The sequence below is a fragment of the Serratia sp. A07 genome (genome assembly GCF_058725505.1).
In genome coordinates, this window is the sequence record NZ_JBZXDO010000002.1 from 135,196 (window position 1) to 160,761 (window position 25,566).

General features: G+C 63.7%; 22 protein-coding genes and 1 pseudogene. 17 read left to right on the forward strand and 6 right to left on the reverse strand.

Annotated features, from left to right (window positions below; all coding sequences use genetic code 11):
* Positions 1-17: 17 nt before the first annotated feature.
* On the forward strand, positions 18-545 hold the full coding sequence (locus AC4PR2_RS02595; protein ID WP_149572079.1) for a cysteine hydrolase family protein: 528 nt from the start codon (positions 18-20) through the stop codon (positions 543-545).
* A 33-nt stretch (positions 546-578) separates the two neighbouring features.
* On the opposite strand, the gene AC4PR2_RS02600 is transcribed toward AC4PR2_RS02595, so the two are convergent.
* Complete coding sequence (locus AC4PR2_RS02600; RefSeq protein WP_149572575.1) at positions 579-1,454, reverse strand: NAD(P)-dependent oxidoreductase; 876 nt, start codon at positions 1,452-1,454, stop codon at positions 579-581.
* Between the two features lie 290 nt (positions 1,455-1,744).
* Here AC4PR2_RS02600 and trpS point away from each other — a divergent pair, with 290 nt between their 5' ends.
* From trpS to AC4PR2_RS02680, 16 genes and pseudogenes are all read left to right on the forward strand, one after another.
* The gene (gene trpS, locus AC4PR2_RS02605; RefSeq protein WP_046686640.1) at positions 1,745-2,752 is read left to right on the forward strand and encodes a tryptophan--tRNA ligase; all 1,008 of its coding nucleotides are present in this window, start codon (positions 1,745-1,747) and stop codon (positions 2,750-2,752) included.
* 117 nt (positions 2,753-2,869) lie between these two features.
* Complete coding sequence (gene phnC / locus AC4PR2_RS02610; protein ID WP_041034041.1) at positions 2,870-3,703, forward strand: phosphonate ABC transporter ATP-binding protein; 834 nt, start codon at positions 2,870-2,872, stop codon at positions 3,701-3,703.
* Between the two features lie 41 nt (positions 3,704-3,744).
* Entirely contained in the window at positions 3,745-4,677 is a 933-nt protein-coding gene (gene phnD, locus AC4PR2_RS02615) for a phosphonate ABC transporter substrate-binding protein (RefSeq protein ID WP_492174878.1), read from the forward strand.
* A gap of 78 nt (positions 4,678-4,755) precedes the next feature.
* Positions 4,756-5,619, forward strand: a complete 864-nt coding sequence (gene phnE / locus AC4PR2_RS02620) for a phosphonate ABC transporter, permease protein PhnE (RefSeq protein ID WP_019454695.1) — start codon at positions 4,756-4,758, stop codon at positions 5,617-5,619.
* Positions 5,616-6,515 (forward strand): phosphonate ABC transporter, permease protein PhnE, encoded by a 900-nt coding sequence (gene phnE, locus AC4PR2_RS02625; RefSeq protein WP_033637591.1) that lies wholly within the window; start codon positions 5,616-5,618, stop codon positions 6,513-6,515. The genes phnE (AC4PR2_RS02620) and phnE (AC4PR2_RS02625) overlap by 4 nt, the downstream gene beginning before the upstream one ends.
* A gap of 109 nt (positions 6,516-6,624) precedes the next feature.
* Positions 6,625-7,089, forward strand: a pseudogene (locus tag AC4PR2_RS02630) (YehS family protein).
* Between the two features lie 176 nt (positions 7,090-7,265).
* On the forward strand, positions 7,266-9,833 hold the full coding sequence (locus tag AC4PR2_RS02635) for a putative mucin/carbohydrate-binding domain-containing protein (RefSeq protein WP_197802024.1): 2,568 nt from the start codon (positions 7,266-7,268) through the stop codon (positions 9,831-9,833).
* A gap of 223 nt (positions 9,834-10,056) precedes the next feature.
* A complete protein-coding gene (gene atzF / locus AC4PR2_RS02640; RefSeq protein WP_330113365.1) occupies positions 10,057-11,895 on the forward strand; it encodes an allophanate hydrolase in 1,839 nt (612 codons plus the stop codon).
* On the forward strand, positions 11,888-15,508 hold the full coding sequence (gene uca, locus AC4PR2_RS02645; protein WP_443014426.1) for an urea carboxylase: 3,621 nt from the start codon (positions 11,888-11,890) through the stop codon (positions 15,506-15,508). Before atzF ends, uca begins: the two co-directional genes overlap by 8 nt.
* A 14-nt stretch (positions 15,509-15,522) precedes the next feature.
* On the forward strand, positions 15,523-16,242 hold the full coding sequence (locus AC4PR2_RS02650) for a GntR family transcriptional regulator (RefSeq protein ID WP_084827869.1): 720 nt from the start codon (positions 15,523-15,525) through the stop codon (positions 16,240-16,242).
* 26 nt (positions 16,243-16,268) lie between these two features.
* Entirely contained in the window at positions 16,269-17,537 is a 1,269-nt protein-coding gene (gene urtA / locus AC4PR2_RS02655; protein ID WP_089185674.1) for an urea ABC transporter substrate-binding protein, read from the forward strand.
* A gap of 56 nt (positions 17,538-17,593) precedes the next feature.
* The gene (urtB, locus tag AC4PR2_RS02660) at positions 17,594-19,174 is read left to right on the forward strand and encodes an urea ABC transporter permease subunit UrtB (RefSeq protein WP_330113367.1); all 1,581 of its coding nucleotides are present in this window, start codon (positions 17,594-17,596) and stop codon (positions 19,172-19,174) included.
* Positions 19,174-20,250 carry an urea ABC transporter permease subunit UrtC gene (gene urtC, locus AC4PR2_RS02665; RefSeq protein WP_016928582.1) on the forward strand — a complete coding sequence of 359 codons (1,077 nt, stop codon included), beginning with the start codon at positions 19,174-19,176 and terminating at the stop codon, positions 20,248-20,250. The genes urtB and urtC overlap by 1 nt, the downstream gene beginning before the upstream one ends.
* Complete coding sequence (gene urtD, locus AC4PR2_RS02670) at positions 20,247-21,053, forward strand: urea ABC transporter ATP-binding protein UrtD (RefSeq protein ID WP_015377102.1); 807 nt, start codon at positions 20,247-20,249, stop codon at positions 21,051-21,053. Before urtC ends, urtD begins: the two co-directional genes overlap by 4 nt.
* A gap of 12 nt (positions 21,054-21,065) precedes the next feature.
* Entirely contained in the window at positions 21,066-21,764 is a 699-nt protein-coding gene (urtE, locus tag AC4PR2_RS02675) for an urea ABC transporter ATP-binding subunit UrtE (RefSeq protein WP_049201010.1), read from the forward strand.
* 118 nt (positions 21,765-21,882) lie between these two features.
* Positions 21,883-22,395, forward strand: coding sequence for a DUF2165 family protein (locus tag AC4PR2_RS02680; RefSeq protein WP_336947796.1), 513 nt, complete (start codon positions 21,883-21,885; stop codon positions 22,393-22,395).
* A 22-nt stretch (positions 22,396-22,417) separates the two neighbouring features.
* Here the strand turns inward: AC4PR2_RS02680 and AC4PR2_RS02685 are convergent, their stop codons facing one another.
* The 5 genes from AC4PR2_RS02685 to AC4PR2_RS02705 form a co-directional block, all read right to left on the reverse strand.
* Positions 22,418-22,930 (reverse strand): GNAT family N-acetyltransferase, encoded by a 513-nt coding sequence (locus tag AC4PR2_RS02685; protein WP_197802012.1) that lies wholly within the window; start codon positions 22,928-22,930, stop codon positions 22,418-22,420.
* 24 nt (positions 22,931-22,954) lie between these two features.
* Positions 22,955-23,260: a type II toxin-antitoxin system RelE/ParE family toxin gene (locus tag AC4PR2_RS02690; protein WP_047568680.1), complete on the reverse strand. Its 306-nt coding sequence runs from the start codon at positions 23,258-23,260 to the stop codon at positions 22,955-22,957.
* A 1-nt stretch (position 23,261) separates the two neighbouring features.
* Positions 23,262-23,522 (reverse strand): type II toxin-antitoxin system Phd/YefM family antitoxin, encoded by a 261-nt coding sequence (locus tag AC4PR2_RS02695; protein ID WP_033637606.1) that lies wholly within the window; start codon positions 23,520-23,522, stop codon positions 23,262-23,264.
* Positions 23,523-23,590: 68 nt separating this feature from the next.
* Entirely contained in the window at positions 23,591-24,826 is a 1,236-nt protein-coding gene (locus tag AC4PR2_RS02700; protein ID WP_197802009.1) for an FAD-dependent oxidoreductase, read from the reverse strand.
* A 76-nt stretch (positions 24,827-24,902) separates the two neighbouring features.
* On the reverse strand, positions 24,903-25,472 hold the full coding sequence (locus AC4PR2_RS02705; RefSeq protein ID WP_070914036.1) for a DUF4865 family protein: 570 nt from the start codon (positions 25,470-25,472) through the stop codon (positions 24,903-24,905).
* Between the last annotated feature and the right edge of the window lie 94 nt (positions 25,473-25,566).

A 25,566-nucleotide genomic window follows, 5' to 3' on the forward strand; every position in this document is an offset into this window, starting at 1 on the left:
TCTCTTCGGGAGCCGCCATGACCACCGCGCTGTTGATTATCGATGTGCAGGAAGGATTGTTTACGCCGCCGCCGGCGGATGCCGCGGGCACCGTTGCGCGCATCAATCAGCTGAGCGAGCGCGCCCGCCGGGTGGGCGTGCCGGTTGTCGTCATTCAGCACCACACGCCGGACGACGAGTTGCGGCACGGCAGCGCCGCCTGGCAAGTGCTCGCGGCGCTGAAGGTGGCGCCGGGCGATCACCGGGTGGATAAAACCACGCCGGACTCGTTCCTGCACACCTCACTGGGCGCGTTACTGATCGCCAACGGTGTATCGCAGCTGGTGGTTTGCGGCTACTCCACGCCGTTTTGCATCGACACCACGGTGCGCAGCGCGGCGGCGCACGGTTATCCGGTGACGCTGGCGGCGGATGCCCACACCTGCCACGACAAACCCTATGCCGACGGTCTGCTGATCCGCACCCACCATAACGAGACGCTGTCGAATATCGAAAGCTTCGGCGTGCCGATCCGCGCCGTTCCCGCGGCGGACATCGTGTTCTGAGAACGGAAAAACGGGGGCCGAGGCCCCCGTTCGTTATTTCAGGCCCGCCCGCCGCGCCGCCACCTTGGCCAGCGCGGCCCAGTCCAGATCCGCATCCCCCTGCGCCATCGCGTCGAGGAAGTTGTCTTTCAGCACCCCGGCGAACGGCATCGGCGTATGGCTTTCGGCCCCGGCGGCCAGCGCCAGCCCGACGTCCTTCAGCCCCAGCGCCAGCCGGAATCCGGCGGGGGAATACTTCTCGGCGGCGATCAGCGCGCCATAGCCCTGATAGGCCGGGGCGGCGAAGACGGTGCTACTCAGCATCTGCAGGTAGTCGGCGCCGGACACGCCGTAGTTGCGCACCAGCGCGCTGCCTTCCGCCATCGCTTCAATGGCGCTGGCCAGCGTAAAGTTGGTGGCGATCTTGACGACGTTGGCCTGCGCCGGATCGGCGCCGAAGTGCCAGGTTTTCTGGCCGAGGGCATCGAACAGCGGCTGCGCTTGCTTCAGTAGCTCGCTATCGCCGGCCGCCAGAATATTCAGCTTGCCGGCGGCGGCTACGTCGACCCGTCCCAGCACCGGCGCGGCGAGATAGCCGATGCCGTGTTCCGCATGCAGCGCCGTCAAACGCTGGGCGAGTTCGACCGAGATGGTTGCCATGTTGATATGCAGCGCGCCCGGTTTCATCCGTTGCAGCAACCCGCTGTCGACCACCACCTGTTGCGTGGCGGCATCGTCGGCCAGCATGGTGATCAGCACGTCGGCATCGGCCAGCTGCTCCGGCCGTTCGGCCTGCTGCGCGCCGGCGCTCACCAGCGGCTGCGCCGCCTGCGGCGAGCGGTTCCATACCGTTAAGGCGAAGCCCACCTGCAACAGGTTGGCCGCCATGGCGCTGCCCATCCCACCCAGTCCGGCAAATCCGATCTTCATCATGCGCTCCTTTTTCAGGTTGAAGGTTTTACCCTAGCGCGCCAGGCCAGGAACGCAAATGCCGGAGTGTAACGCCGTCTTACGCGCCGGCGGCGGGCTATTGACGCGCTGCCGCTGCGGGTATACCTTGATGGCATGAATATATCGATGCACTCCACCCACAATCAGTCATGGTGGCGCCTCTTCTGAGGCGGCACGAGTATTCACATCTCTTTTTAATGCCGCCGGTTTGGCGGCATTATTTTTTGTGGCGTTGATCCGGCGGTCTACAGACCTTCAGGAGCACTGTCATGAGCTACACCATTCTTACCGGCGATCGCGCCACCGGCCCACTGCATTTAGGCCACTTCGTCGGCTCGCTGCGTCAGCGCGTCGAACTGCAGCACCAGCATAACCAAACGGTGATGGTGGCGGATCTGCAGGGCCTGACCGACAACGGCAACAACCCGCAAAAAATCAGCGCCAACGTGCTCAACGTCGTGGCCGACTATCTGGCGGTGGGCATTGATCCGCACAAGACCACGATCTGCCTGCAGTCGGCGCTGCCGGCGTTGGCCGAGCTGACGATGTACTACCTCAATCTGGTCAGCGTGGCGCGGCTGGAGCGCAACCCGACGGTGAAAAACGAAATCGCCGAGAAGGATTTCGCCCGCAGCCTGCCGGCCGGTTTTTTGATTTATCCGGTCAGCCAGGCGGCGGACATCACCGCCTTTGGCGCCACCCACGTGCCGGTCGGCGAGGATCAGCTGCCGATGCTGGAGCAAACCAATGAGATCGTGCGGCGTTTCAACCACATCGTCGGCCAACCGATATTAACGGAGTGCCAGCCGCTGTTGAGCAACGTCGGGCGTCTGCCGGGGCTGGACGGGCAGGGCAAGATGTCGAAATCGCGCGGCAACGCTATTCAGCTTGGCGCCGGCGCCGACGAGGTGCACAAGGCGGTGATGAGCATGTTCACCGACCCCGGCCATCTCAACGTCAGCGATCCCGGTCGGGTGGAAGGCAACATGGTGTTCACCTACCTGGACGCCTTCTGCGAAGACGCCGCACTGGTGGCGGATCTGAAGGCGCACTATCGGCGCGGCGGGTTGGGGGACGTGAAAATCAAACGGCTGCTGGAGGATTGCCTGCAGAGCCTGCTTGAGCCGATCCGCACCCGCCGCGCCGAGTTCATCGCCGATAAAGGCGAGCTGACGCGCATCCTGCAGCACGGCACCCGCCGCGCGCATCAGGTCAGCCAGCAGACGCTGCAGCAGGTCAAGACGGCGCTGGGGCTGGACTTCTTCACCCTGGCGTGAGGCGAACGCCGGGGCGGCACGCGTCACGCCCCGGCCATAAAACGATCATCCCACTGTCATAAACTTATCCGTTAATAGGTGCCCATAATGATTAGCCACTGAAACCAGAGAAATCATATGGCTCAGGCACTGTTAAAATTGGCACAGCACGACTTTCCAGGGCAGCACGCCGCCGCATCCCGCAAAGTTTTATCGGTAAAGGGACTCGGCAAGGCCTACAAAGCGCAGCAGCGCGTGCTGGATGACATCAATTTCGATCTGCATGCCGGCGAATTCGTGGCGGTGATCGGCCGTTCCGGCGCGGGCAAGTCCACGCTGCTGCACACCCTGAACGGCACCATTCCTTCCAGCTGCGGCGAGATGCTGCACTTCGAAGACGATGGCGTGGCGCAGGATATCGCTCAGCTGGCCGGCCGCCAGATGCGCCAGTGGCGCGCGCGCTGCGGCATGATCTTCCAGGACTTCTGCCTGGTGCCGCGGCTGGACGTGATGACCAACGTGCTGCTGGGCCGTCTGAGCCACACTTCCACTCTGAAATCCTTCTTCAAACTGTTCGATGACGCCGACCGCGCTCGCGCCATCGAGCTGTTGCAGTGGCTCAACATGCTGCCGCACGCGCTGCAGCGCGCCGAGAACCTCTCCGGCGGCCAAATGCAGCGCGTCGCCATCTGCCGCGCGCTGATGCAAAACCCGCAAATCCTGCTGGCCGATGAGCCGGTCGCGTCGCTCGATCCGAAAAACACCCGCCGCATCATGGACGCGCTGCAGAAAATCAGCGAAGACGGCATCGCGGTGATGGTGAACCTGCACTCGGTCGAACTGGTGAAAGAGTATTGCTCGCGGGTGATCGGCATCGCCCACGGGAAGATCGTGTTTGACGGGCATCCTTCGCAACTGAACGAACGGATCCTGCACCAGCTGTATGGCGAAGAAGCCAATCAGATCCATTGAAGCACTTTTGACCTTTACCCTTTACACACAAGGCACACCTAATGAAAAAAGTATTGAGTCTGACCACCCTGATGGCCGGCGCGATGATGGTATTTAATGCTGCCGCAGCGGATGCGCCGAAAGAGCTGAACCTGGGCATTCTCGGCGGCCAGAACGCCACCCAGCAGATCGGCGATAACCAGTGCGTGAAGCAGTTTCTGGATAAAGAGCTGAACGTCGATACCAAGCTGCGCAACTCGTCCGACTATTCCGGCGTGATCCAGGGCCTGCTGGGCGGCAAGATTGACCTGGTGCTGAGCATGTCGCCGTCGTCGTTCGCTTCGGTCTACATCAAGGATCCGAAAGCGGTGGACATCGTCGGCATCGCGGTCGACGACGTCGACCAGTCGCGCGGCTACCACTCGGTGGTGGTGGTGAAGGCCGGCAGCCCGTACCAGAAACTGGAAGACCTGAAAGGCAAGGCCATCGGCTTCGCCGATCCGGATTCCACCTCCGGCTTCCTGATCCCGAACCAGGCGTTTAAAAAGCTGTTCGGCGGCACGGTCGACAACAAATACAACAACACCTTCTCCAGCGTCACCTTCTCCGGCGGCCACGAGCAGGACATTCTCGGCGTGTTGAACGTCCAGTTCGAAGGCGCGGTGACCTGGGCGTCGATGATCGGCGACTACAACACCGGCTACACCAGCGGCGCGTTCACCCGCATGATCCGCATGGATCACCCTGACCTGATGAAACAGATCCGCATCATCTGGCAGTCGCCGCTGATCCCGAACGGCCCGATCCTGGTGAGCAACTCGCTGCCGGCCGACTTCAAGGCCAAAGTGGTCACCGCGATCAAGAAGCTGGATAAAGACGATCACCAGTGCTTTATCAAAGCGATGGGCGGCAAACAGCACATCGGCGACACCACCCTGGCGGAATACCAGAACATCATCGATATGAAGCGCGAGCTGACTAAAGGCGACCGTTAATTCCCGGCTGCCTCGGCCGTCCGAATGAAGGGGTTCAGCGTGCTGAACCCCTTGTTCCATAAAGATGGAAGACCTCTTTTGAATACCGATTTCGCACACTATTACCAACGGATCCGCAGCAAGCAAAAGCGCGAAGCGCTGCTGTGGTCGCTCGGACTGGTGGTGCTGTACCTGGGCGCCGGCAACCTCGCCGAGTTCAACCTGCACACCGTCTGGGTGTCTATTCCGCACTTCTTCGACTACCTGGCCGAAACCATTCCGACGCTGCATTGGCATTTACTGTTCGCCGACGGGCGCACCGAGGGCTCGCTGGCCTACTGGGGTTACCGCCTGAATATCCAGCTGCCGCTGATCTGGGAGACCCTGCAGCTGGCGCTGGCGGCGACCATTTTCTCGGTGCTGGTGGCGACCGTGCTGGCGTTTCTGGCGGCCGGCAACACCTATACCCCGGCCTCGGTGCGGCTGGCGATCCGCACGCTGGTGGCGTTTTTGCGCACCATGCCGGAGCTGGCGTGGGCGGTGATGTTCGTGATGGCGTTCGGCATCGGCGCCATTCCCGGCTTCCTGGCGCTGGCACTGCACACTATCGGCAGCCTGACCAAGCTGTTCTACGAATCGATCGAAACCGCCTCCAACAAACCGGTGCGCGGGCTGGCGGCCTGCGGCGCCACGCCGCTGCAGCGCATGCGCTTCGGCCTGTGGCCGCAGGTGAAACCGGTGTTTCTCTCCTACAGCTTCATGCGGCTGGAGATCAACTTCCGTCAGTCGACCATTTTGGGGTTGGTGGGCGCGGGCGGCATCGGCCAGGAGCTGATGACCAACATTAAACTCGACCGCTACGATCAGGTCAGCATGACGCTGCTGTTGATCATCGTGGTGGTTTCCGTGCTCGACTACGTGTCGGGCGAGCTGCGTAAGCGCGTGGTGGAGGGGGCAAAATGATAGCGGGCACTCCGGCGTCGGCGGAAACGCTGCGCCAGTTGAAACAACAGCATCCGGCGATCTTCGCGCAGCAGGGGCGCTACCTGCGCACCGTCGGCCTGATCGCGCTGGCGATCGTGCTGTACTATGTGTTCTTCTTCCTGGTCTTCGGCATTACCTGGCCGCAGTTTATCAACGGCTGCCAGCAGCTGGGGCGCTATTTCCTGCGCATGTTCGTCTGGCACGACTTCGTCAACTGGCCGTTCATGTACTACTTCCAGCAGATCGGCATCACCATCGCCATCGTGTTCGCCGGCACCATCACCGCGTCGCTGATCGCGCTGCCGCTGTCGTTCTTCGCCGCGCGCAACGTGATGTCGACGCCGCTGCTGCGGCCGATCTCCGTGCTGGTGCGCCGCTTGCTGGACGTGCTGCGCGGTATCGACATGGCGATCTGGGGGCTGATCTTCGTGCGCGCCGTCGGCATGGGGCCGCTGGCCGGGGTGTTGGCGATCGTGATGCAGGACGTCGGGCTGCTGGGCAAACTGTACGCCGAAGGGCACGAGGCGGTGGACAAGTCCCCCAGCCGCGGCCTGACGGCGGTGGGCGCCAACGGGTTGCAGAAGCACCGCTACGGCATCTTCACCCAGTCGTTCCCGACCTTCCTGGCGCTCAGCCTGTACCAGATCGAGTCCAACACCCGCTCTGCGGCGGTGCTGGGCTTCGTCGGCGCCGGCGGCATCGGCCTGGTGTACGCGGAAAACATGCGGCTGTGGAACTGGGACGTGGTGATGTTCATCACCCTGATTCTGGTGGTGGTGGTGATGATCATGGATAAGGTCTCGTCGATGCTGCGCAACAAGTACATCATCGGCGAAGACATCCCGCTGTATCAGCAAAAAAGCCAAATCGATTGAGAAACCCCTTGCCGATCCCTATACTGCCGCACATTCAAGGTGTGTGGCAGTCATTTCGTTTCGCAATGTGCGCACGTCCCCGTTAGACAAGTAAAGGCAATGCAATCCCATGATGAACAACGACGTGCTGCGCAGTGTGCGCTATATGCTGAGCATTAACAACGCCAAAATGGTCGAGATTATCAAACTGGACGATTTCGAGGTGGCGGTGTCGGCGATGGACGCTTACGTGATCAAAGAAGGCGAGCCGGGCTACGAGAAGTGCCCGGACTAAGTGATGGCGCACTTCCTCAACGGCCTGGTGTTCTTCAAACGCGGCAAGGACGACAAGTTCCCGGCGCCGGCGGTTGAGCTGCCGATCACCAATAACCTGGTGCTGAAAAAGCTGCGCGTGGCGTTCGAGCTGAAAGACACCGACATGCACCAGATCTTCACCGCGGTGGACTTCCGCATCTCCAAGCCGGAGCTGAGCGCGCTGTTCCGCAAAGAAGGCACCAAGAACTACCGCCCATGCGGCGATCAGATGCTGCGCTACTTCCTCAAGGGGCTGGCGCAACGCGTTCGCGGCGAGTAACGCGCAGCGTTCACTGAGCCTCAGGCGCAATCGCAAGGTTGCGCCTTTTTTATTGCCGCTCTCCCGCCCGCCGTTGTTGTACAGGCCCTCAGCCATCCGCCATCGATGGTGGGCGGGCCGCCCCCCGGTTACTTTCTCATGGTCAATTCAATCACCCAAACCATGAGGAAAGCAGGATGCCAACCATCACGAAAATCCAATCACTTTACACGTTGACCCGGCCGGTCTGGCTGGATGCGGCAGGCATGAGCAAAGGTATCGATCACGATCGCCAGCACCTGGGCATCATTCTCGCCGCCGGGCAGGTGCTGCGAGTGCGGCAGACCAACGCGGCGTTTACCGGCAAGCTCACGCTGCGCTTGCTGAATGACGACAGCAAAACGGAGGCTGAATTCAGCGTCGGCGCGAGCTGGGTCGAGGCCCAGGTCAATGCCGTCTCGGTGCCGTTTATCGATACGCCGTACGGGCAGGGCGAACCGGCGCTGGAGTTCGAGTATCCGGACACGGCGAAAGCGCTGCCGGTTTATCGCCGCGGCGAAAACGAAGCCGCATTCTTCGCCCGCTGGGACGATCGGGACGCCGAGTTTGCGCTGGTCGATGCGGAATACGCGGTATTGCTGGTGCCGAAAATCAGTAAACCGGCGCTGAAGTCGCTGGGTGAAGCGAAAAACATCGACGGGCTGATCGCCTACTATGACCGCATTTTCACCTTCTACAATGCGCTGACCGGCGTCTCGTTCGAGGCTGAACACGAATCCGATCGCAATATTCGCAACCGCTACTTTATGAAGGCCGATAAACACGGCGCCGGTGCCGCGTATTACGGCGGCCGCTGGACGGCGGAAACCAGCAGCTCGGTCAGCAGCTTCTGGCTGACGCCGAAAGACAGCAACTGGGGCAGCCTGCATGAGATCGCGCACGGCTATCAGGGGCACTTTATGGGCGACAAATATTTCTCCACCGGTGAGATGTGGAACAATATTTACGCCGCTTGCTATCAGGACGTGATGCTGGGAGAGCGTAAATACCAGGAAGGGTGGCTGTATAACTACGGCAACGCGGCCGGCGTCGAGAAGAAAATCGTCGATCTGATCGCTCAGGGCACGCCGCTCAACCAGTGGGATCTGCGCTCCAAGCTGTTCTTCGCGATGCTGATGGTCGACAAGGCAGGCAAGAACGCCTTCACGCACTTTAACCAGCAGTATCGCCAAAGCTGCAATACGCCGGGCTTCGTGCCGTCCGAACATGCCTTGCTGGACCTGCTGTCGGCAAGCTTCGCCGCGGCCGGCGAGCAAATCGACGTGACGCCGTTCGTCGAGCTGACCGGCGGCGTGATCACCCAAACGCAGCGCGATCTCAACGCGTTCAGCCACGCCAAGGCGGTATACCCGCTGTATCAACTGGTGGATGCGCAGAGTTTGCCGGCGGTGCAGGCACAGCTGAAGCTGGATTCCTCCCTGCGCCTGGTCGATTCCTCTCAGCTCAAGGCGAGCGGCCTGAAAGGCGATGTCGCCCTGAGTCTGGATATCGATGACTTTGCGCAGATCTACGGTGAGGAGCTTGTGCTGATGGAAGGGGCGCGCTATGCCCACAAGGTCCGTATCGACGCGCCGACCCTGGCCCTGGCTGCGTTGCCGATCGGCGTGTACACCCTGCGGTTGCCGACCGGTAAAGATCGCAAATACCGGCCGACGGCGGGTTACCTGACGGTGAAACAGGGGAAAAGCGCGGTGACGCTTCGCTTCGAGCGCAAAGCCGCTTCGCCGATCGTGTCGCAGGAGATCAATCTGTTGGGCCTGAGCGATGCGGTCTTCGCCACCGTGGTCGTCGATCGCGCCAAAGGGGCGGTGGTGGTTGACGTGACCAGCACCACGCCGCACGCCTACTTCCCGGGTGAAACCTATGCCCGGGTGACGCTGCGCGATCGGCAGGGTGCGGTGCGCTTCGCTAAGGAGATTCAGGGCACTCAGGCTACGTTAAGTCATGACGAGCTGCCGTTTGCCGAGGGTGATGACATCGAGATTTATCATGTGGAGCCGAGCCGGGTGCGTTTGAATCCGGCGGCGGCCGGCGTCATCGATAACAAAAACAAAACCAACGTGCTGCGTATCGAAACCAGCGGGCTGAAAAATCCGGCGCTTTCCGGCGATCCCGAGCAGGCGCTGCTGACGCGCCTGGAACAGGCGGCGCAGCGTTTGCGCCGGCTGCTGCCGGCCTACTACGCGCCGTCGTCGTCGTTCAAGGACGATATTTATCTGGCGATCGGCGCCTTTGCCGAGCCGCAGCGCGAGCCGCTGTTGGCGACCTATCGGGATTGCCTGCCGGCCGACAATACGCCGCCGGGCGCTAACGTCGGCAATGCGTTTACCGTGGCCGGCAAAGGGATTAGCGATCGCCAGTTTCTGACCTGCGCCGTCGATCTGGTGAAGAAAACCGTGACCGTGACGCTGGCGGCGGGGATTGCTCACCACTACTTTGCCGACAGCTACGTCTTCCTCAGCGTGACGGATGCGGACGGTAATACCTTGCTCAGCTACGACGTCATCGGCAGCCAAAATCAACAGGCTAAAACCTGGGTGCTGCCGCTGTCAGGCTACGGCGGTGAGGTGATCCATCTGCGGCATGAAGAGCCGGACAACCGTCTGACGATCGTCAACGAGATGCAGCATGTGCGGCTGGCGGAGAAGGGCAAGCAACAGACCTACTGCATTACGCCGGTCGGTTTGAAACGCATTAAGGATTGATCCCCATCGGCCTCCCGGGGCGGCGAGTGTCGTCGCCCCGATTTTCCTCTGCATCATCCCCTTATTGCACTCTTTTTGTTCTCCCGCTGCGCGCCGCTGGTGCAGGCCGTTCACCCTCGCCGTCATAAGTTTTAATTATAATTTATTGAAATCATGAGATTAAAAATTGGCACGCCGGTTGCTCTGTTGAATCCCATCTTGTGTACCAGATGGAATTCAGCCGATGAGCGACCCTGTTGAAACGTGCGGTTTTACCCTCAGTGAATGGCAGCACCATTATCAAACCCGTCCGGCGGGTGAGCGCCTCGCCTGCGTCAGCGCGACGATCGAAACGCTGCTCGCCGGGCTGAACCCGGACGATAACGCCTGGCTGTATCTCGCCACGCCGGCGCAGCGCGAGCAGCAGTATCGGCAGCTGGCGATACTGCTGGCGGCGGTCGACGGCGATCTCAGCCGCCTGCCGCTGTTCGGCGTGCCCTTCGCCATCAAAGACAATATCGACGTCGGCGGCTGGCCAACCAGCGCCGCCTGCCCGGCGTTCACCTATCAGGCCGCGGCGGATGCCACCGTGGTCGCCAACCTGCGCGCCGCCGGGGCGATCGCCCTCGGTAAAACCAACCTCGACCAGTTCGCCACCGGGTTGGTGGGCACCCGCTCACCTTATGGCGCGGTGGTCAACAGCTTCGACAGCCGCTACGTCAGCGGCGGTTCCAGCTCCGGCTCCGCCTCGGTGGTGGCGCGCGGCCTGGTGCCGTTCGCGCTGGGCACCGACACCGCCGGTTCGGGGCGCGTGCCCGCCGGGTTCAACAACATCGTCGGGCTGAAGCCGACCAAGGGCCGGTTGTCCAACCGCGGCGTGGTGCCGGCCTGCCGGTTGAACGATACGGTGTCGGTCTTCGCGCTGACGGTGGCCGATGCGGCGCAGGTGGCGGAACTGGCGAGCGGCTTTGACGCGGCAGATCCGTATTCCCGCCCCGATCCGCATACCGCGCCGGCGGATATTCCCGCCGCGCCGCGTTTCGCCATCCCCGCCCAGCTGGAGTTTTTCGGTGACGTTCAGGCTGAGCGGGCGTTTCACCGCGCGCTGGCGCAGCTGCAGGCGGGCGGCGCCACGCTGGAACCCCTCGATTTCGCGCCGTTTCGCACCCTGGCGGAACAGCTGTATTACGGCCCCTGGGTGGCGGAGCGCACCGTGGCGATTGAGCAGGTGCTGGAAGCGAGCCCGCAGGCTATCGACCCGGTGGTGCGCGGCATCGTCGGCAACGGCCTGAGCTACAGCGCCTGCGACGCCTACAAGGCGGAATACCTGCGCGCCGAGCTGACGCGGCAAATTGCTCAGCGGCTGGCGCCGTTCGACGCGCTGGTGGTGCCGACCGCGCCCACTATCCGCACCCTGGCGGAGATGGCGCAGGAGCCGGTGCTGTTCAATTCGCAGTTCGGCACTTACACCAATTTCACCAACCTGGCCGATCTGAGCGCGCTGGCGTTGCCGGGGCCGCTGCGCGAAGACGGGCTGCCGGCGGGCATCACCCTGATTGCGCCCGCCTGGCATGACCGGGCGCTGGCGGCGTTTGGCCTGCGCTGGCAACGGCAAAGCGCCTTACCGCTCGGGGCTACCGGCCGGGCATTGCCGCCGCAGCCCACACCGGCCCCGTCTGCGGGACATGTGCGTCTGGCGGTAGTGGGCGCTCACCTCAGCGGTATGCCGCTCAACGTCCAGCTGACGCAGCGCGACGCGGTGCGGGTGGAGCAAACCGTCACCGCCCCCTGTTACCGCCTCTACGCGCTGGCTGATACCGAGCCGTCGAAGCCGGGGCTGGCGCGCGTGGCGCAGGGAGCTGCGATCCGTCTTGAGCTGTGGGACATCCCGCTGGCCCGTTTCGGCGAGTTTGTGGCGGAAATCCCGGCGCCCTTGGGCATCGGCACGCTGCTGCTGGCGGACGGCCGGCGGGTGAAGGGGTTTATCTGCGAAGCCTGGGCGCTGGAAGGCGCCACGGATATCACTGAGTTTGGCGGCTGGCGCGACTATCTCGCCAGCCTTAAGGGGCACGAACATGTTTAATACCGTACTGATCGCTAACCGCGGCGAAATCGCCTGCCGCGCCATTCGCACCCTGAAACGCCTGGGCGTCACCAGCGTGGCGGTTTATTCCGACGCCGACCGCAATGCGCCGCACGTCACCGAAGCCGACAAGGCAGTGGCGCTCGGCGGCGACAAGGCCGCCGACAGCTACCTGCGCATCGACAAGATCCTTGCGGCCGCCACCGCCACCGGCGCGCAGGCGATCTACCCCGGTTACGGCTTTTTGTCCGAGAGCGCCGAGTTTGCCGAAGCCTGCGAGGCGGCGGGCATCGCCTTTATCGGCCCGACGGCGGCGCAGATCCGCGAGTTCGGCCTCAAGCACCGGGCGCGCGAGCTGGCGGCATTGGCCGGAGTGCCGATGACGCCGGGCACCGGCTTGCTGGAGAGCGTTGAGCAGGCGGTTACCGCCGCCGCGCGCATCGGCTACCCGGTGATGCTGAAAAGCACCGCCGGCGGTGGCGGCATCGGCCTGACGCGCTGTGACGACGAGGCGGCGCTGCGCGACGCGTACGACAGCGTCAAACGGCTGGGAGAACAGTTCTTCCGCGACGCCGGCGCCTTTATCGAACGCTTCGTCGATCGCGCGCGCCACGTCGAGGTACAGATTTTCGGCGACGGCCAGGGGCGGGTGGTAGCGCTCGGCGAGCGCGATTGCTCGCTGCAGCGCCGCAACCAAAAAGTGGTGGAAGAAACCCCGGCGCCACACCTGCCGGCGGCGACCCGCCAGGCGCTGCATCGGGCGGCGGTGGCGCTGGGCGAGTCGGTGAATTACCGCAGCGCCGGCACCGTGGAATTCATTTACGACGCCGCGCGCGACGAGTTTTACTTCCTGGAAGTGAACACCCGCTTACAGGTCGAGCACCCGATCACCGAGATGGTCACCGGCCTGGATCTGATCGAAGGCATGCTGCAGGTGGCGGCGGGCGACGCGCTGGAATGGGCGGCGCTGCAACGCGCGCCGCAGGGCGTGGCGATCGAAGTGCGCCTCTACGCCGAAGATCCGCTGAAAAACTTCCAGCCCAGCCCCGGCGTGCTGACCGAGGTGCATTTCCCCACCGACGTGCGCCTCGACGGTTGGGTGGCGACCGGCAGCGAAGTCTCGGCGTTTTACGACCCGATGATCGCCAAGCTGATCGTGCACGGCGCGGATCGGGCGCAGGCGCTGGAAAAACTGCGCGTGGCGCTGGCGGCGACCCGTTTGCACGGCATCGCCACCAACCTCGACTATCTGCGGCAGGTGATCGCCACGCCGCAATTTCAGCGCGGCGACGTTTGGACGCGCCTGCTGGACGAGGTGCGTTTCCAGCCGCACTGCCTCGAAGTGCTGCAACCCGGCACCTACAGCAGCGTGCAGGATTATCCCGGCCGCCTCGGCTATTGGGACATCGGCGTGCCGCCGTCCGGCCCGATGGACGACTTCGCGTTCCGGCTGGCCAACCGCATCGTCGGCAACCACCCGGCGGCCGCCGGGCTGGAGTTTACCCTGCAGGGGCCGACGCTGCGCTTTCACTGCGACGCCATCATCGCGCTGACGGGTGCCAGCTGCCCGGCCGATTTGGACGGCGAAGCGGTCGCTTACTGGCGGCCGATCGCGGTGCGGGCCGGGCAGGTGCTGACGCTGGGGCGCGCCACGCACGGCTGCCGCACCTATCTGGCGGTACGCAACGGCTTTGACGTGCCGGTGTATCTCGGCAGCCGTTCCACCTTTGCGCTGGGCCAGTTCGGCGGGCATGCCGGGCGCACCTTGCGCGTGGCGGACATGCTGGCGATCGCTCAACCGGCGCTGGCTGCTTGCACCACGCCGGCACCGATCGCCGCGCCGCAGGCGATGGACGACAGCCTGATCCCGTACTACGGCGACCAGTGGCACATCGGCGTGCTGTACGGTCCGCACGGCGCGCCGGACTTTTTCACCGCCGAATCAATAGAGACCTTCTTCGCCACCGACTGGCAGGTGCATTACAACTCCAACCGCCTCGGCGTGCGCCTGGCGGGGCCGAAGCCCGAATGGGCGCGGGAGGACGGCGGCGAAGCCGGTTTGCATCCTTCCAACGTGCACGACTGCGAGTACGCCATCGGTGCAATCAACTTCACCGGCGATTTCCCGGTGATCCTGACCCGCGACGGGCCCAGCCTCGGCGGCTTCGTCTGCCCGGTGACCATCGCCAAGGCCGAGCTGTGGAAAGTGGGGCAGGTGAAGCCGGGCGACCGCATCCGGTTCCATCCGATCGGCTTTCGCCAGGCGCAGTCGCTGGAGCAGGCGCAGCTTGGCAGCATCGAAGCGCTGGCGGCGGTGAAGGCCATCACCCTGCCGCCGCCGGATCTGGCCCCGGCGGAGACCGTTTCCGCCGCGGTGCTGGCGGCGCTGCCGGCGGCGGAAGGGCGCCCGGCGGTGGCGTATCGCCAGGCGGGGGACGGTTACATTCTGATGGAGTACGGCGACAACGTGCTCGATCTGGCGCTGCGGCTGCGCATCCATCTGCTGATGCAGTCGCTGCGAGAGGAGGCGATACCGGGCGTGGCAGAGCTGGCGCCGGGCGTGCGTTCGCTGCAGATCCGCTACGACAGCCGACAGATTAGCCAGGTCGACCTGCTGCAGCGCCTGCTGGCGCGCGAACGGGCGCTGGGGGACGTCAGCCGCCTGAAGGTGCCGACGCGCACCGTCTGGCTGCCGATGGCGTTCGAGGATTCGGCCACGCTGGGCGCGGTGGATCGCTATCAGCAGACGGTGCGCGCTTCGGCGCCCTGGCTGCCGAACAACGTCGATTTTATCCAGCGCATCAACGGCCTGAGCCAACGCGAGCAGGTGCGCGACATTCTGTTCGACGCCAGCTACCTGATCCTCGGTCTGGGAGACGTTTACCTCGGCGCGCCCTGCGCGGTGCCGCTCGATCCGCGCCATCGCCTGCTGAGCTCCAAATATAACCCGGCGCGCACCCACACCGCCGAAGGGACGGTCGGCATCGGCGGCATGTACATGTGCATCTACGGCATGGATTCGCCGGGCGGCTACCAGCTGGTGGGGCGCACGCTGCCGATCTGGAACAAATTCCTCAAAAACCCGCAGTTCACCGCCGGTGAGCCCTGGCTGCTGCGCTTCTTCGATCAGGTGCGCTTCTACCCGGTCAGCGAGCAAGAACTGGACGAGCAGCGCGAAGCGTTCCGCGAAGGGCGCATGCAGGTGCGCATCGAAGAGAGCGAATTCGACTTCGCCGCCTACACCGATTTCCTGGCCGACAACGCCGAGGCGATCGCCGACTTCCAGCATCGCCAGCAGCAGGCGTTCAGCGCCGAAGTGGCGCGCTGGCGCAGCGATGACGACGAGGCCGAGGCGCAGCTGTTGCCGCCGGAGGAAGAAGACGCCATCGACGGCGATCTGGTCAGCGCCGATCTGAACGGCAGCGTGTGGAAGATCCTGGTGGAGCCGGGGCAGGCGGTGGCGGCCGGGCAGCCGCTGATCGTGGTCGAGGCGATGAAGATGGAGCTGGCGGTCACCGCGCCGCGCGCCGGGATCGTCAAACGCATCAGCTGCCGGCAGGGGCGGCCGGTCGGGCCGGGCGACGCCCTGCTGTGGCTGGAAAAAGCGGTCTGAACGGAGGGGCGATGATGCAAATCACCAACGGGGAGCACAAGGCGCGGCCTGAGGGGCTGGCGGAGCGCATTTATCTGCAGCTCAAGGCCGACATCTTCGAGTTTCGCCTGCTGCCGGGCGATCGCTTCAGCGAAAGCGACGTGGCGCAGCGCATGGCGGCCAGCCGCACGCCGGTGCGTCAGGCGCTGTTTCGGCTCGAGCGCGAAGGCTATGTCGAGGTGCTGTTTCGCAGCGGCTGGCAGGTGCGGCCGTTCGACTTCGCCTACTTCGAAGAGCTGTACGACCTGCGCATCGTGCTGGAACAAGAGGCGGTGAAACGGCTGTGCGAATGGCCGGCCGGGGAAACGCCGGCCGCGCTGGCGGCGCTGAACCGTTTTTGGACCGAAGCGCCGCGTCTGGCGGACGGCCAGGCGGTGTCGCAGCACGATGAGCAGTTTCATCAGGCGTTGGTGGCCGCGGCGGGCAACGGCGAGATGGCGCGCATTCACCGCGAGCTGACCGAAAAGATCCGCATCATTCGCCGGCTGGATTTCACCCAGCAGGCGCGGGTGGACGCCACCTACCGCGAACACGCCGCCATTTTGCAGGCGATCCTGCAGCGGCAAAGCGAGGCGGCGCAAGCGCTGCTCGGCGAGCATATCGCCGTCAGCAAGGCAGAGGTACGAAAAATAACGCTGCACATGTTGCATCAGGCGCGGGCCCAGCAGCCCGCGCGCTCGGCGCAACGATTTTGATTTCACACACATCAGGAGTTTGAACTATGCAACGTCGTCGTTTTATCAAAGCTTTTGCGCTGTCCGCCGCCGCGATCGGCCTGGGCCTGGCCTGGAGCGCGCAGGCCGCCGACACCATCAAGGTCGGCATTCTGAGTTCGCTCTCCGGCACCATGGCGATTTCCGAGACGCCGCTGAAGGATGTGGCGCTGATGACCATTGACGAGATCAACGCCAAAGGCGGGGTGCTCGGTAAAAAGCTGGAGCCGGTGGTGGTGGATCCGGCCTCCAACTGGCCGCTGTTCGCCGAGAAGGCGCGCCAGTTGCTGAGCCAGGACAAGGTGGCGGCGGTGTTCGGCTGCTGGACCTCGGTGTCGCGCAAGTCGGTGCTGCCGGTGTTTGAGGAGCTGAACGGGCTGCTGTTCTACCCGGTGCAATACGAAGGCGAAGAGATGTCGCCGAACGTGTTCTATACCGGCGCGGCGCCGAACCAGCAGGCGATCCCGGCGGTGGAATACCTGCTGAGCGAGGACGGCGGCGGCGCCAAGCGCTTCTTCCTGCTGGGCACCGATTACGTCTATCCGCGCACCACCAACAAGATCCTGCGCGCCTTCCTGCACAGCAAAGGCGTGCAGGACAAGGATATTGAAGAGGTCTACACGCCGTTCGGTTACAGCGATTACCAGACCATCGTCGCCAACATCAAGAAGTTTGCCGCCGGCGGCAACACGGCGGTGATCTCCACCATCAACGGCGACTCCAACGTACCGTTCTACAAAGAGCTGGCCAACCAGGGCGTCAAGGCCACCGACGTGCCGGTGATCGCCTTCTCGGTCGGCGAGGAAGAGCTGCGCGGCATCGATACCCAACCGCTGGTGGGCAACCTGGCGGCCTGGAACTACTTCGAATCGCTGGATAACCCGACCAACAAGCAGTTTGTCAGCCAGTGGAAAGCCTACGCCAAGGCGCACAACCTGCCGAATTACGCCACCGCGGTCACCAACGATCCGATGGAGGCCACCTACGTCGGCCTGCACATGTGGGCGCAGGCGGTGGAGAAGGCCGGCACCACCGACGTCGATAAGGTGCGCGCGGCGATGGCCGGGCAAACCTTCGCCGCGCCGTCGGGCTTCACGTTGACCATGGACCAGACCAACCACCATCTGCACAAGCCGGTGATGATCGGCGAGATCGAGGGCAACGGCCAGTTCAACGTGGTGTGGCAGACCGAAGCGCCGGTGCGCGCACAGCCGTGGAGCCCGTATATCGCCGGCAACGACAAGAGGCCGGATTACCCGGTGAAGGGCGGCAAGTAACGTCACTCAGCGCCGGCGCGGCCCAACGCCCGCCGGCCCAACAGAAGAGGCAGCTGATGCAATCTCCGTTTTTATCTTCTCTGCGCGTCGGGCTGTGGCTGCTGTGCGCCTGGCCCCTGCTGGCGCAGGCCGGGCCGGCCGATGAGTTTGCGGCGGCCAACCGTGCGCAGCAGGCCAAACTGCTGCAGGCGTGGGCGGCCGAGCCGGACGCCGCGCGCCTGCCGCTGCTGCAGGGGCTGCAGCAGGAAACCGTGGCGATCGACGGGGCGAAGCGCGCCTTTATCCGCCAGGGCGATCGCTATCTGCCGCTCGAGGGCGAGGCGGCCCCGGTTGGCGAACCGAAGAAGGTGTGGCTGAACAACCGGCTGCGCATTCTGATTGCCAACGCATTGTCGGCGCAGCGGCTGGTCAGCGCGGACGCGGCGGTGCGGCTGCAGGCGGCGAGCGCACTGCAGCGCGAAGCGCAGGGCGATCAGCTGCCGCTGTTGACCCGGCGGCTGGCGCAGGAGAAAGACCCGCAGGTACGCGACGCGCTGAGCATTGCGCTGGCGAACCTGCAATTGACCGACGGCAATCCGCAGGTGCGTTTCAATGCGGTGCGGCTGTTGGGCGAATCGGGTGAACCGGAAACCCGCGCGCGGCTGCAAGCGTTGACCGATGCCGCCCACGAGCCGGACGCCGCGGTGCGCGCCGAGGCGCAACGCAGCCTGCAGCGGGTGCAGCATCGCCTGATGATCGGCGATCTGCTCGGCCAGGCGTTCAGCGGCCTGTCGCTCGGTTCGATCCTGCTGCTGGCGGCGCTCGGGCTGGCGATCACCTACGGCCTGCTCGGCGTCATCAATATGGCGCACGGCGAAATGCTGATGCTCGGCGCCTATTCCGCCTACCTGGTGCAGGGGCTGTTTCAGCAGTTTGCGCCGCAGTGGCTGGCGCTCTACCCGCTGGCGGCGCTGCCGGTGGCGTTCGCCATCACCGCCGGGATCGGCATGCTGCTTGAGCGCACGGTGATCCGCCACCTGTACGGCCGGCCGCTGGAGACCCTGCTGGCCACCTGGGGCATCAGCCTGGTGTTGATCCAGCTGGTGCGGGTGCTGTTCGGGGCGCAGAACGTGGAGGTCGCCAACCCAGCGTGGCTGTCGGGCGGCGTGCAGCTGCTGCCGAACCTGGTGCTGCCGTGGAACCGCATCGCGGTGATCGCGTTCGTGCTCTTGGTGCTGGCGATGACCTGGCTGCTGCTGAACAAGACCCGGCTCGGCATGAACGTGCGCGCGGTGACGCAAAACCGCGCGATGGCGGCCTGCTGCGGCGTGCCCACCGGGCGGGTGGACATGCTGGCCTTCGGGTTGGGATCCGGCATCGCCGGGCTCGGCGGGGTGGCGCTGTCGCAGTTGGGCAACGTCGGGCCGGAGCTGGGGCAAGGCTACATCATCGATTCGTTCCTGGTGGTGGTGCTCGGCGGCGTCGGCCAGCTGGCGGGGACGGTGGCGGCGGCTTTCGGCCTCGGCATCGTCAACAAGATCCTCGAGCCGCAGATCGGCGCCGTGTTGGGCAAGATCCTGATCCTGGTGCTGATCGTTCTGTTTATTCAAAAGCGCCCGCAGGGGCTGTTCGCCCTCAAGGGCAGGGTGATTGACTGATGAGCCAACCATTGACCGTGACCGGCGTGCAGAAAGCGCCCCGGCTGGCGTTGAGCATCGGCGGGCTGGCGTTGCTGGCGCTGCTGGTGATGCCGTTCATGACGCTGTTGCCGGCGGATCATCCGCTGGCGGTGTCCACCTATACCCTGACGCTGGCGGGCAAGATCCTGTGCTACGCGGTGGTGGCGGTGGCGCTCGATCTGGTATGGGGCTATGCCGGGCTGCTGTCGCTCGGCCACGGGCTGTTCTTCGCGCTCGGCGGCTACGCCATGGGCATGTACCTGATGCGGCAGGCGGCGGGCGACGGGCTGCCGGCGTTTATGGCGTTCCTCTCCTGGAATGAGCTGCCGTGGTTCTGGAGCGGCACCCAGCATTTCGCCTGGGCGCTGTGCCTGATCGTGCTGGTGCCGGGCCTGCTGGCCTTCCTGTTCGGCTACTTCGCCTTCCGCTCGAAAATCAAAGGGGTATATTTCTCGATCATGACCCAGGCGCTGACCTATGCCGGCATGCTGCTGTTCTTTCGCAACGAAACCGGCTTCGGCGGCAATAACGGCTTTACCGGTTTCACCACGCTGCTCGGCTTTCCCATCACCGCCGCCGGCACGCGGGTGGCGCTGTTTCTGGCGACGGTGCTGCTGCTGGCCGCCAGCCTGGCCATCGGCTTTGCGCTGGCGCGCAGCAAGTTCGGCCGGGTGCTGACCGCGGTGCGCGATGCGGAAAACCGGCTGACCTTCTGCGGCTACGATCCGAAGGGCTTCAAGCTGTTCGTCTGGACGCTGTCGGCGGTGCTGTGCGGGCTGGCCGGCGCGCTCTATGTGCCGCAGGTCGGCATCATCAACCCCGGCGAAATGTCGCCGACCAACTCGATCGAGGCCGCCATCTGGGTGGCGCTCGGCGGGCGCGGCACGCTGGTGGGGCCGCTGCTCGGCGCCGGCATCGTCAACGGCGCCAAGAGCTGGTTCACCATGGCCATTCCCGAATACTGGCAGTTCTTCCTTGGCCTGATGTTTATCGTCGTCACGCTGTTTCTGCCCAAAGGGGTGATCGGCCTGCTGCGCAGGAGGAAAACCTCATGAAAGCGATGCAAGTGACCGACGAGCTGTTTACCCACCCGCTGCCGGCGGATAAATACCGGCAGCAAACCGATCCGGTGCTGCAGCTCGACAACGTCAACGTCAGCTTCGACGGTTTTCGCGCGCTGACCGATCTGTCGCTGCGCATTGGCGTCGGCGAACTGCGCTGCGTGATCGGCCCCAACGGCGCCGGTAAGACCACGCTGATGGATGTGATCACCGGCAAGACCCGGCCGGACAGCGGCAGGGTGTTTTACGATCAGACCGTCGATCTGACCCGGCTGGCGCCGATGCAGATCGCCCACGCCGGCATCGGCCGCAAGTTTCAAAAACCGACGGTGTTCGAGGCGCTGACGGTGTTCGAAAATCTGGAGATCGCGCAGAAAACCCGCAAATCGGTGTGGGCCTGCCTGCGCGCCCGCCTGAGCAGCGAACAGCGCGACCGCATCGACGAGATGTTGAAGACCCTGCGGCTGGGGCATGAACGCCACCGGCCCGCCGGGCTGTTGTCCCACGGGCAGAAACAGTTTCTCGAGATCGGCATGCTGCTGGTGCAGGAACCGCACCTGCTGCTGCTCGACGAACCGGCGGCCGGCATGACCGACGCCGAAACCGACTACACCGCCGAACTGTTCCGCGAGCTGGCGGGCAAGCATTCGCTGATGGTGGTGGAACACGATATGGGGTTTGTGGAAACCATCGCCGATCGCGTGACGGTGCTGCACCAGGGGCAGGTGCTGGCTGAAGGATCGCTGGCACAGGTGCAGGCCGATGAACGGGTGATTGAGGTATATCTGGGGCGCTGAGGAGGCGTAACGATGCTGCAGGTAGAGGAATTGAATCAGTATTACGGCGGCAGCCACATTCTGCGCGGCCTGTCGTTCGAGGCGCGCATCGGCGAGGTGACCTGCCTGCTGGGGCGCAACGGCGTGGGCAAGACCACGCTGCTGAAATGCCTGATGGGGCTGGTCCCGGCGCGCAGCGGCAGCGTCCGTTGGCAGGGCGAAACCATCACCGGTAAAAAACCGCATCAGCGGGTGCAGGCGGGCATCGCCTATGTGCCGCAGGGGCGGGAGATTTTCCCGCGTCTGACGGTGGAGGAAAATCTGCTGATGGGGCTGGCGCGCTTTTCCGGCGCCGCTGCGCGCACGGTGCCGGATCCGATCTATGACTTGTTTCCGGTGCTGCGGCAAATGAAGGATCGGCGCGGCGGCGATCTCTCCGGTGGGCAACAGCAGCAGCTGGCGATCGGCCGGGCGCTGGCCTGCCGGCCGCAGCTGCTGATCCTCGACGAGCCGACGGAAGGGATCCAGCCTTCGGTGATCAAGGAGATCGGCGCGGTGATCAAGCAGCTGGCGGCGAAGGGCGATATGGCGATCCTGCTGGTGGAACAGTTTTATGACTTTGCCGCCGATCTGGCGGACAGCTATCTGGTGATGTCGCGCGGCAGCATCGTGCAGCGCGGCGCCGGCAGCAATATGGAACAGGACGGTGTACGCGGGCTGGTGGCGATTTGAACGAGGCAAAGGGAGCCGCATGTCTGAAAGTCGTGCAGCTGTTTCTCCTTGCGGATGTTATGGACTAATCTAAAAGGCGTTTTTTATTAATCCCTTGCCATGGATAGCTAACATCATCATGAACGAAATCACTGTGTCACGACTCGGTTGCATCGTCCTGTCCCTGTTTCCAGCCCTGTGGGGGCTGTTCAGCCTGTTGAACAATACGGCGGATTTCGCCGGCACCGCGCGCAATGCGGTGGGCCCGCTGCTCGCCATGCAGGATACCTATCAGACGCCGGGGTTGATGTGGCGCGCGATCAGCGCCGACTGGGCCTGCATGTTGGGGTTGGCTGTCATCACCACGCTGGAAACGCTGGCCGGCCTATTCGCGGCCGTAGGCGTGGTGCTGATGATCGGGCGATTGAAAGGCCCTTACGCCGCCTTCGCCAAGGGTAAAGCCTGGGCGATGCTGGGGGCGATTTGCGCAATTGCGGTGTGGGGCGTCGGCTTTATGGTGGTCGCCGGCGACTGGTTTATGGCCTGGCAGGCCAAGAAGGATCCGCTGGCGGTGCAGCTGGGGGCGCTGATCTACCTGGCGCCCAATGCGTTTGCCTTGCTGTTCCTGATGCTGCAGCGGGAGCCGCGCTAAACGACGGCGGAGCGGGGCGCGGTTACAGCGCCTTGCTCATCGCCCAAAGTTCGATGGCACCCTGTTCGCTGGTGTATTGGGCCTCGCCACATACGGCCAGGCCTTGCCGCTGATAAAAGCGCTGGGCGTCTGCGTTCTGTTTCAGCACTTCCAGCCACAGCAGGGGCTGACGGTGTTCGACGGCCCGCCGCTGCACCTGTTCGAAAAATTGTCGGCCGAAACCGCGCCCGGCGTAATCCGGCAGGAAGTAGATCTTTTGCAGTTCGGCGCCGCGCCGTTGGGTGGCAGCCAACAGGCTATCGAAGTTCACACGTGCATAGCCGACCAGGGCGTCATCCTCATAGGCCAACAGCCAGCACACGTCGGGATTGCGCAGCGTCCGTTCCAGCGCAGAGACGGAAAAATCCTCGGCCAGAAAGGCCTCCAGCTCGTGCGGGTAGCGCCACAGCTCACCGAAGTGCGCGCGATAGGTGCGGATGCCGATATCGCGTACCTGGGTTAAATCTTCCAGCAATGCCTGACGGACGGTGAACATCTGTGCCCCTTTGAGTAAGAAAAATTACAGCCGTTGTTCCAGATGCCGGTGGGGCACCATCGCCTGGTGCAGAATGGCAAGAACGGTGATGCCGGCAGGGCGGCTGCGGTAGTAGATCCTATGGCTGGCGTAAGGAAAACTGCGTATCTCTTCGCCCAGATCGTGAAAGTGTGCCTTACCCGCTTCCGGCATATCCGCCAGATGATGCATGACCTCTCTCAACTGCTCAAGATAGCGGTGAGATTGCGCTTTGCCCCAGTGCTCGACGGTGAAATGACGAATAGCCAACAGATCTTGTTGGGCTTGCGGGGTGAGGCGAAACGCGGGCATATCAGTCGGTTTCGTCGGTGAGCAGACGGTTGAAGAAGGCATCGCCGTCTACCGCCTTACCGGCGTCTTCCTCGGCGGTAGCCTGCGCGATTTTTTGCTGCAGCGCGCGTAATTTGAGATCTTCCAGCGCCTGGTAGTCTTCTACCGACATGACGACGGCGACCGGTTTGCCGTTGCGATTGATTTGCACCGGCTCACGCTGCGCCTTGAGCAGCAAATCGCCGAATTGGGTTTTGGCCTCGTTCGCGCTGAGTGCGTACATTTAATCGCTCCAGTTAATTAAATCGTTCGATTTAACCATTATACGGTGCGATGGAAAAACAACCAATATTATTCCGGCGGGCAGGTGTCGTTGGACAGATGTCGCGGCGTTTCACGGCGAAAACCCAGGCCGATGATGCGGCCGAACAGGCGCGGCAGCCAGCGGCTGTTGCCGACGCGGGCGATCAGGCGCGAACCGCCCGCCGCGCGGCGTTCGCCCGGCTTGCGCTGGCTCATTTTGATCTGCAAAAACTGGATGGCCCGGGTGGGGAATTCGCGCCGGCGCTGCACGCTCAGCAGATGCTTCAGCTGCAGCCGATGCTGGCGCAGCGGCGGGATCAGGGCGTTGGCGGCGGCCACCGCGTCCTGAATCGCCAGGTTGACGCCCACGCCGCCGATCGGCGACATGGCGTGCGCGGCGTCGCCGATGCACAGCACCCCCGGTTTGGCCCAGCGATCCAGACGATCGATGCGGATGCTCAGCAGCTTCACCTGATCCCACTCGACGATCTCCTGCAGGCGATCGTCCTGGAATGGCGCCACCTCGGCGAGGTGCAGCAAAAATTTCTCCAGGCCGCTGCGGCGGATCGCGTCGAAGCTGCCTTTATCGATCGAGTAGCCGCACTGCCAGTAGTCGCCGCGATCGATCATGATGAAGTTCTGCTTCGGCCCGGTATGGCCCATCGACCAGGCCGGATCGCCCGTCTGCTTGCTGAGCTTCATCCACAATACGTCGCGCGGGGCGCCGAAGGAGCGGCTGCTGAGCGCCGCCTGCTCGCGCACCACCGAGTTGCGGCCGTCGGTGCCGATCACCAGCTGGCTGCGCACGCGGATCGGGCCTTCCGGCGTGTTGGCCAGCACGCCGCATACCTGGCCGCGGTCGTAGAGCAGCTGATGAACCTGCGTCGAGGTGAGCAGCCTGAAATGGGGGAATGCTGCGGCCTGCTGCGCCAAAAAGTTGAGGAACTCCCACTGCGGCATAAAGGCGATAAATTTGCAGCGCGTCGGCAGGCGAGTGAAATCCGCCAGCTTAATGTCGCGCCCGGCGACTTCGGCGTGCAGGGATTCGGCGCGCTGGTGCGGCAGCGTCAGCAGTTCGTCGAGCAGGCCCAGCTGGTGCATGACTTCCAGCGTCGACGGGTGAATGGTGTCACCGCGAAAATCGCGCAGGAAGTCGGCGTGCTTCTCCAGCACCGTCACGTCGATCCCCGCCCGCGCCAGCAGATAGCCGAGCATCAGCCCGGCGGGGCCGCCCCCCACGATGCAGCAGGTGGTGGCGTAAGGTGTGATCGGTGATGACGGCATGGCGATTGACCCCGGAGAGCGGCCCGCATCCCGCGAACCGCAAATGAATGTTTAGTGTTGATAATGATTATCAATATCAAGTTTGGCTGTCAACCCGCGGCGCAGTGTGGTCAAAGGGGGCGGACAGATGGCCGACGCGGAACAGCTGGCCGTTTTGCACAGGGGACTGCGGCGGTTCACGCCATAAATCCAGCCGCACTAATCGCCAGTCGGCGGGATCGAACGCCACGATGGAGGCCAGCGCGCCGGGGGCCGCCTGCTGTTGCTGACGCAGCGCAGGCAGATCGCTGTAGGGGGCGATAATCTGCTCCTGACAGGTCGCCCACGCGGCCCCGGCCAGATGAGGACGATCGAAATGCGCCAGCCACGGCAGCCAATGATTGACGCGTGGCCAGCCGAATGCCTGGCTGAGCCCCCTGAAACCTTCGCCGGTCAGGAAGTCGCTCATGCCGGCGCTGCTGTTCCACAGATAGAAGGGGGCGTAGAGGTTCTCGGCGCTGCCTTCGCTGCGCTGCGCGTACAGATAGGCTTTGACGATCAGCTGCGGGCAGGCGTCGAGCCGGTGGCCGAAATCGGCGATGCGGCGGCGGACGATCGCCATGTCGTAATCGGCGGGCAGGGTGAAACGGTATTGCATCGCGAGCATAAGGATTCTCCGGAAAGACATTGACCGGGAGAGCGTGACACGCCATCTTTATCAGTAAAATCGGTATTATTTTGATTGATGATTCAGAAAATCA

Coding starts and splice junctions, on each gene's coding strand:
- urtC (WP_016928582.1), top strand. CDS start 19,174: ATGAGCCAACCATTGACCGTGACCGGCGTGCAGAAAGCGCCCCGGCTG.
- AC4PR2_RS02695 (WP_033637606.1), bottom strand. CDS start 23,522: ATGTACGCACTCAGCGCGAACGAGGCCAAAACCCAATTCGGCGATTTG.
- trpS (WP_046686640.1), top strand. CDS start 1,745: ATGAGCTACACCATTCTTACCGGCGATCGCGCCACCGGCCCACTGCAT.
- AC4PR2_RS02600 (WP_149572575.1), bottom strand. CDS start 1,454: ATGAAGATCGGATTTGCCGGACTGGGTGGGATGGGCAGCGCCATGGCG.
- uca (WP_443014426.1), top strand. CDS start 11,888: ATGTTTAATACCGTACTGATCGCTAACCGCGGCGAAATCGCCTGCCGC.
- phnD (WP_492174878.1), top strand. CDS start 3,745: ATGAAAAAAGTATTGAGTCTGACCACCCTGATGGCCGGCGCGATGATG.
- AC4PR2_RS02705 (WP_070914036.1), bottom strand. CDS start 25,472: ATGCTCGCGATGCAATACCGTTTCACCCTGCCCGCCGATTACGACATG.
- AC4PR2_RS02595 (WP_149572079.1), top strand. CDS start 18: ATGACCACCGCGCTGTTGATTATCGATGTGCAGGAAGGATTGTTTACG.
- urtB (WP_330113367.1), top strand. CDS start 17,594: ATGCAATCTCCGTTTTTATCTTCTCTGCGCGTCGGGCTGTGGCTGCTG.
- AC4PR2_RS02635 (WP_197802024.1), top strand. CDS start 7,266: ATGCCAACCATCACGAAAATCCAATCACTTTACACGTTGACCCGGCCG.
- AC4PR2_RS02690 (WP_047568680.1), bottom strand. CDS start 23,260: ATGCCCGCGTTTCGCCTCACCCCGCAAGCCCAACAAGATCTGTTGGCT.
- phnE (WP_033637591.1), top strand. CDS start 5,616: ATGATAGCGGGCACTCCGGCGTCGGCGGAAACGCTGCGCCAGTTGAAA.
- urtE (WP_049201010.1), top strand. CDS start 21,066: ATGCTGCAGGTAGAGGAATTGAATCAGTATTACGGCGGCAGCCACATT.
- urtD (WP_015377102.1), top strand. CDS start 20,247: ATGAAAGCGATGCAAGTGACCGACGAGCTGTTTACCCACCCGCTGCCG.
- AC4PR2_RS02650 (WP_084827869.1), top strand. CDS start 15,523: ATGCAAATCACCAACGGGGAGCACAAGGCGCGGCCTGAGGGGCTGGCG.
- urtA (WP_089185674.1), top strand. CDS start 16,269: ATGCAACGTCGTCGTTTTATCAAAGCTTTTGCGCTGTCCGCCGCCGCG.
- atzF (WP_330113365.1), top strand. CDS start 10,057: ATGAGCGACCCTGTTGAAACGTGCGGTTTTACCCTCAGTGAATGGCAG.
- phnC (WP_041034041.1), top strand. CDS start 2,870: ATGGCTCAGGCACTGTTAAAATTGGCACAGCACGACTTTCCAGGGCAG.
- AC4PR2_RS02685 (WP_197802012.1), bottom strand. CDS start 22,930: ATGTTCACCGTCCGTCAGGCATTGCTGGAAGATTTAACCCAGGTACGC.
- AC4PR2_RS02680 (WP_336947796.1), top strand. CDS start 21,883: ATGAACGAAATCACTGTGTCACGACTCGGTTGCATCGTCCTGTCCCTG.
- AC4PR2_RS02700 (WP_197802009.1), bottom strand. CDS start 24,826: ATGCCGTCATCACCGATCACACCTTACGCCACCACCTGCTGCATCGTG.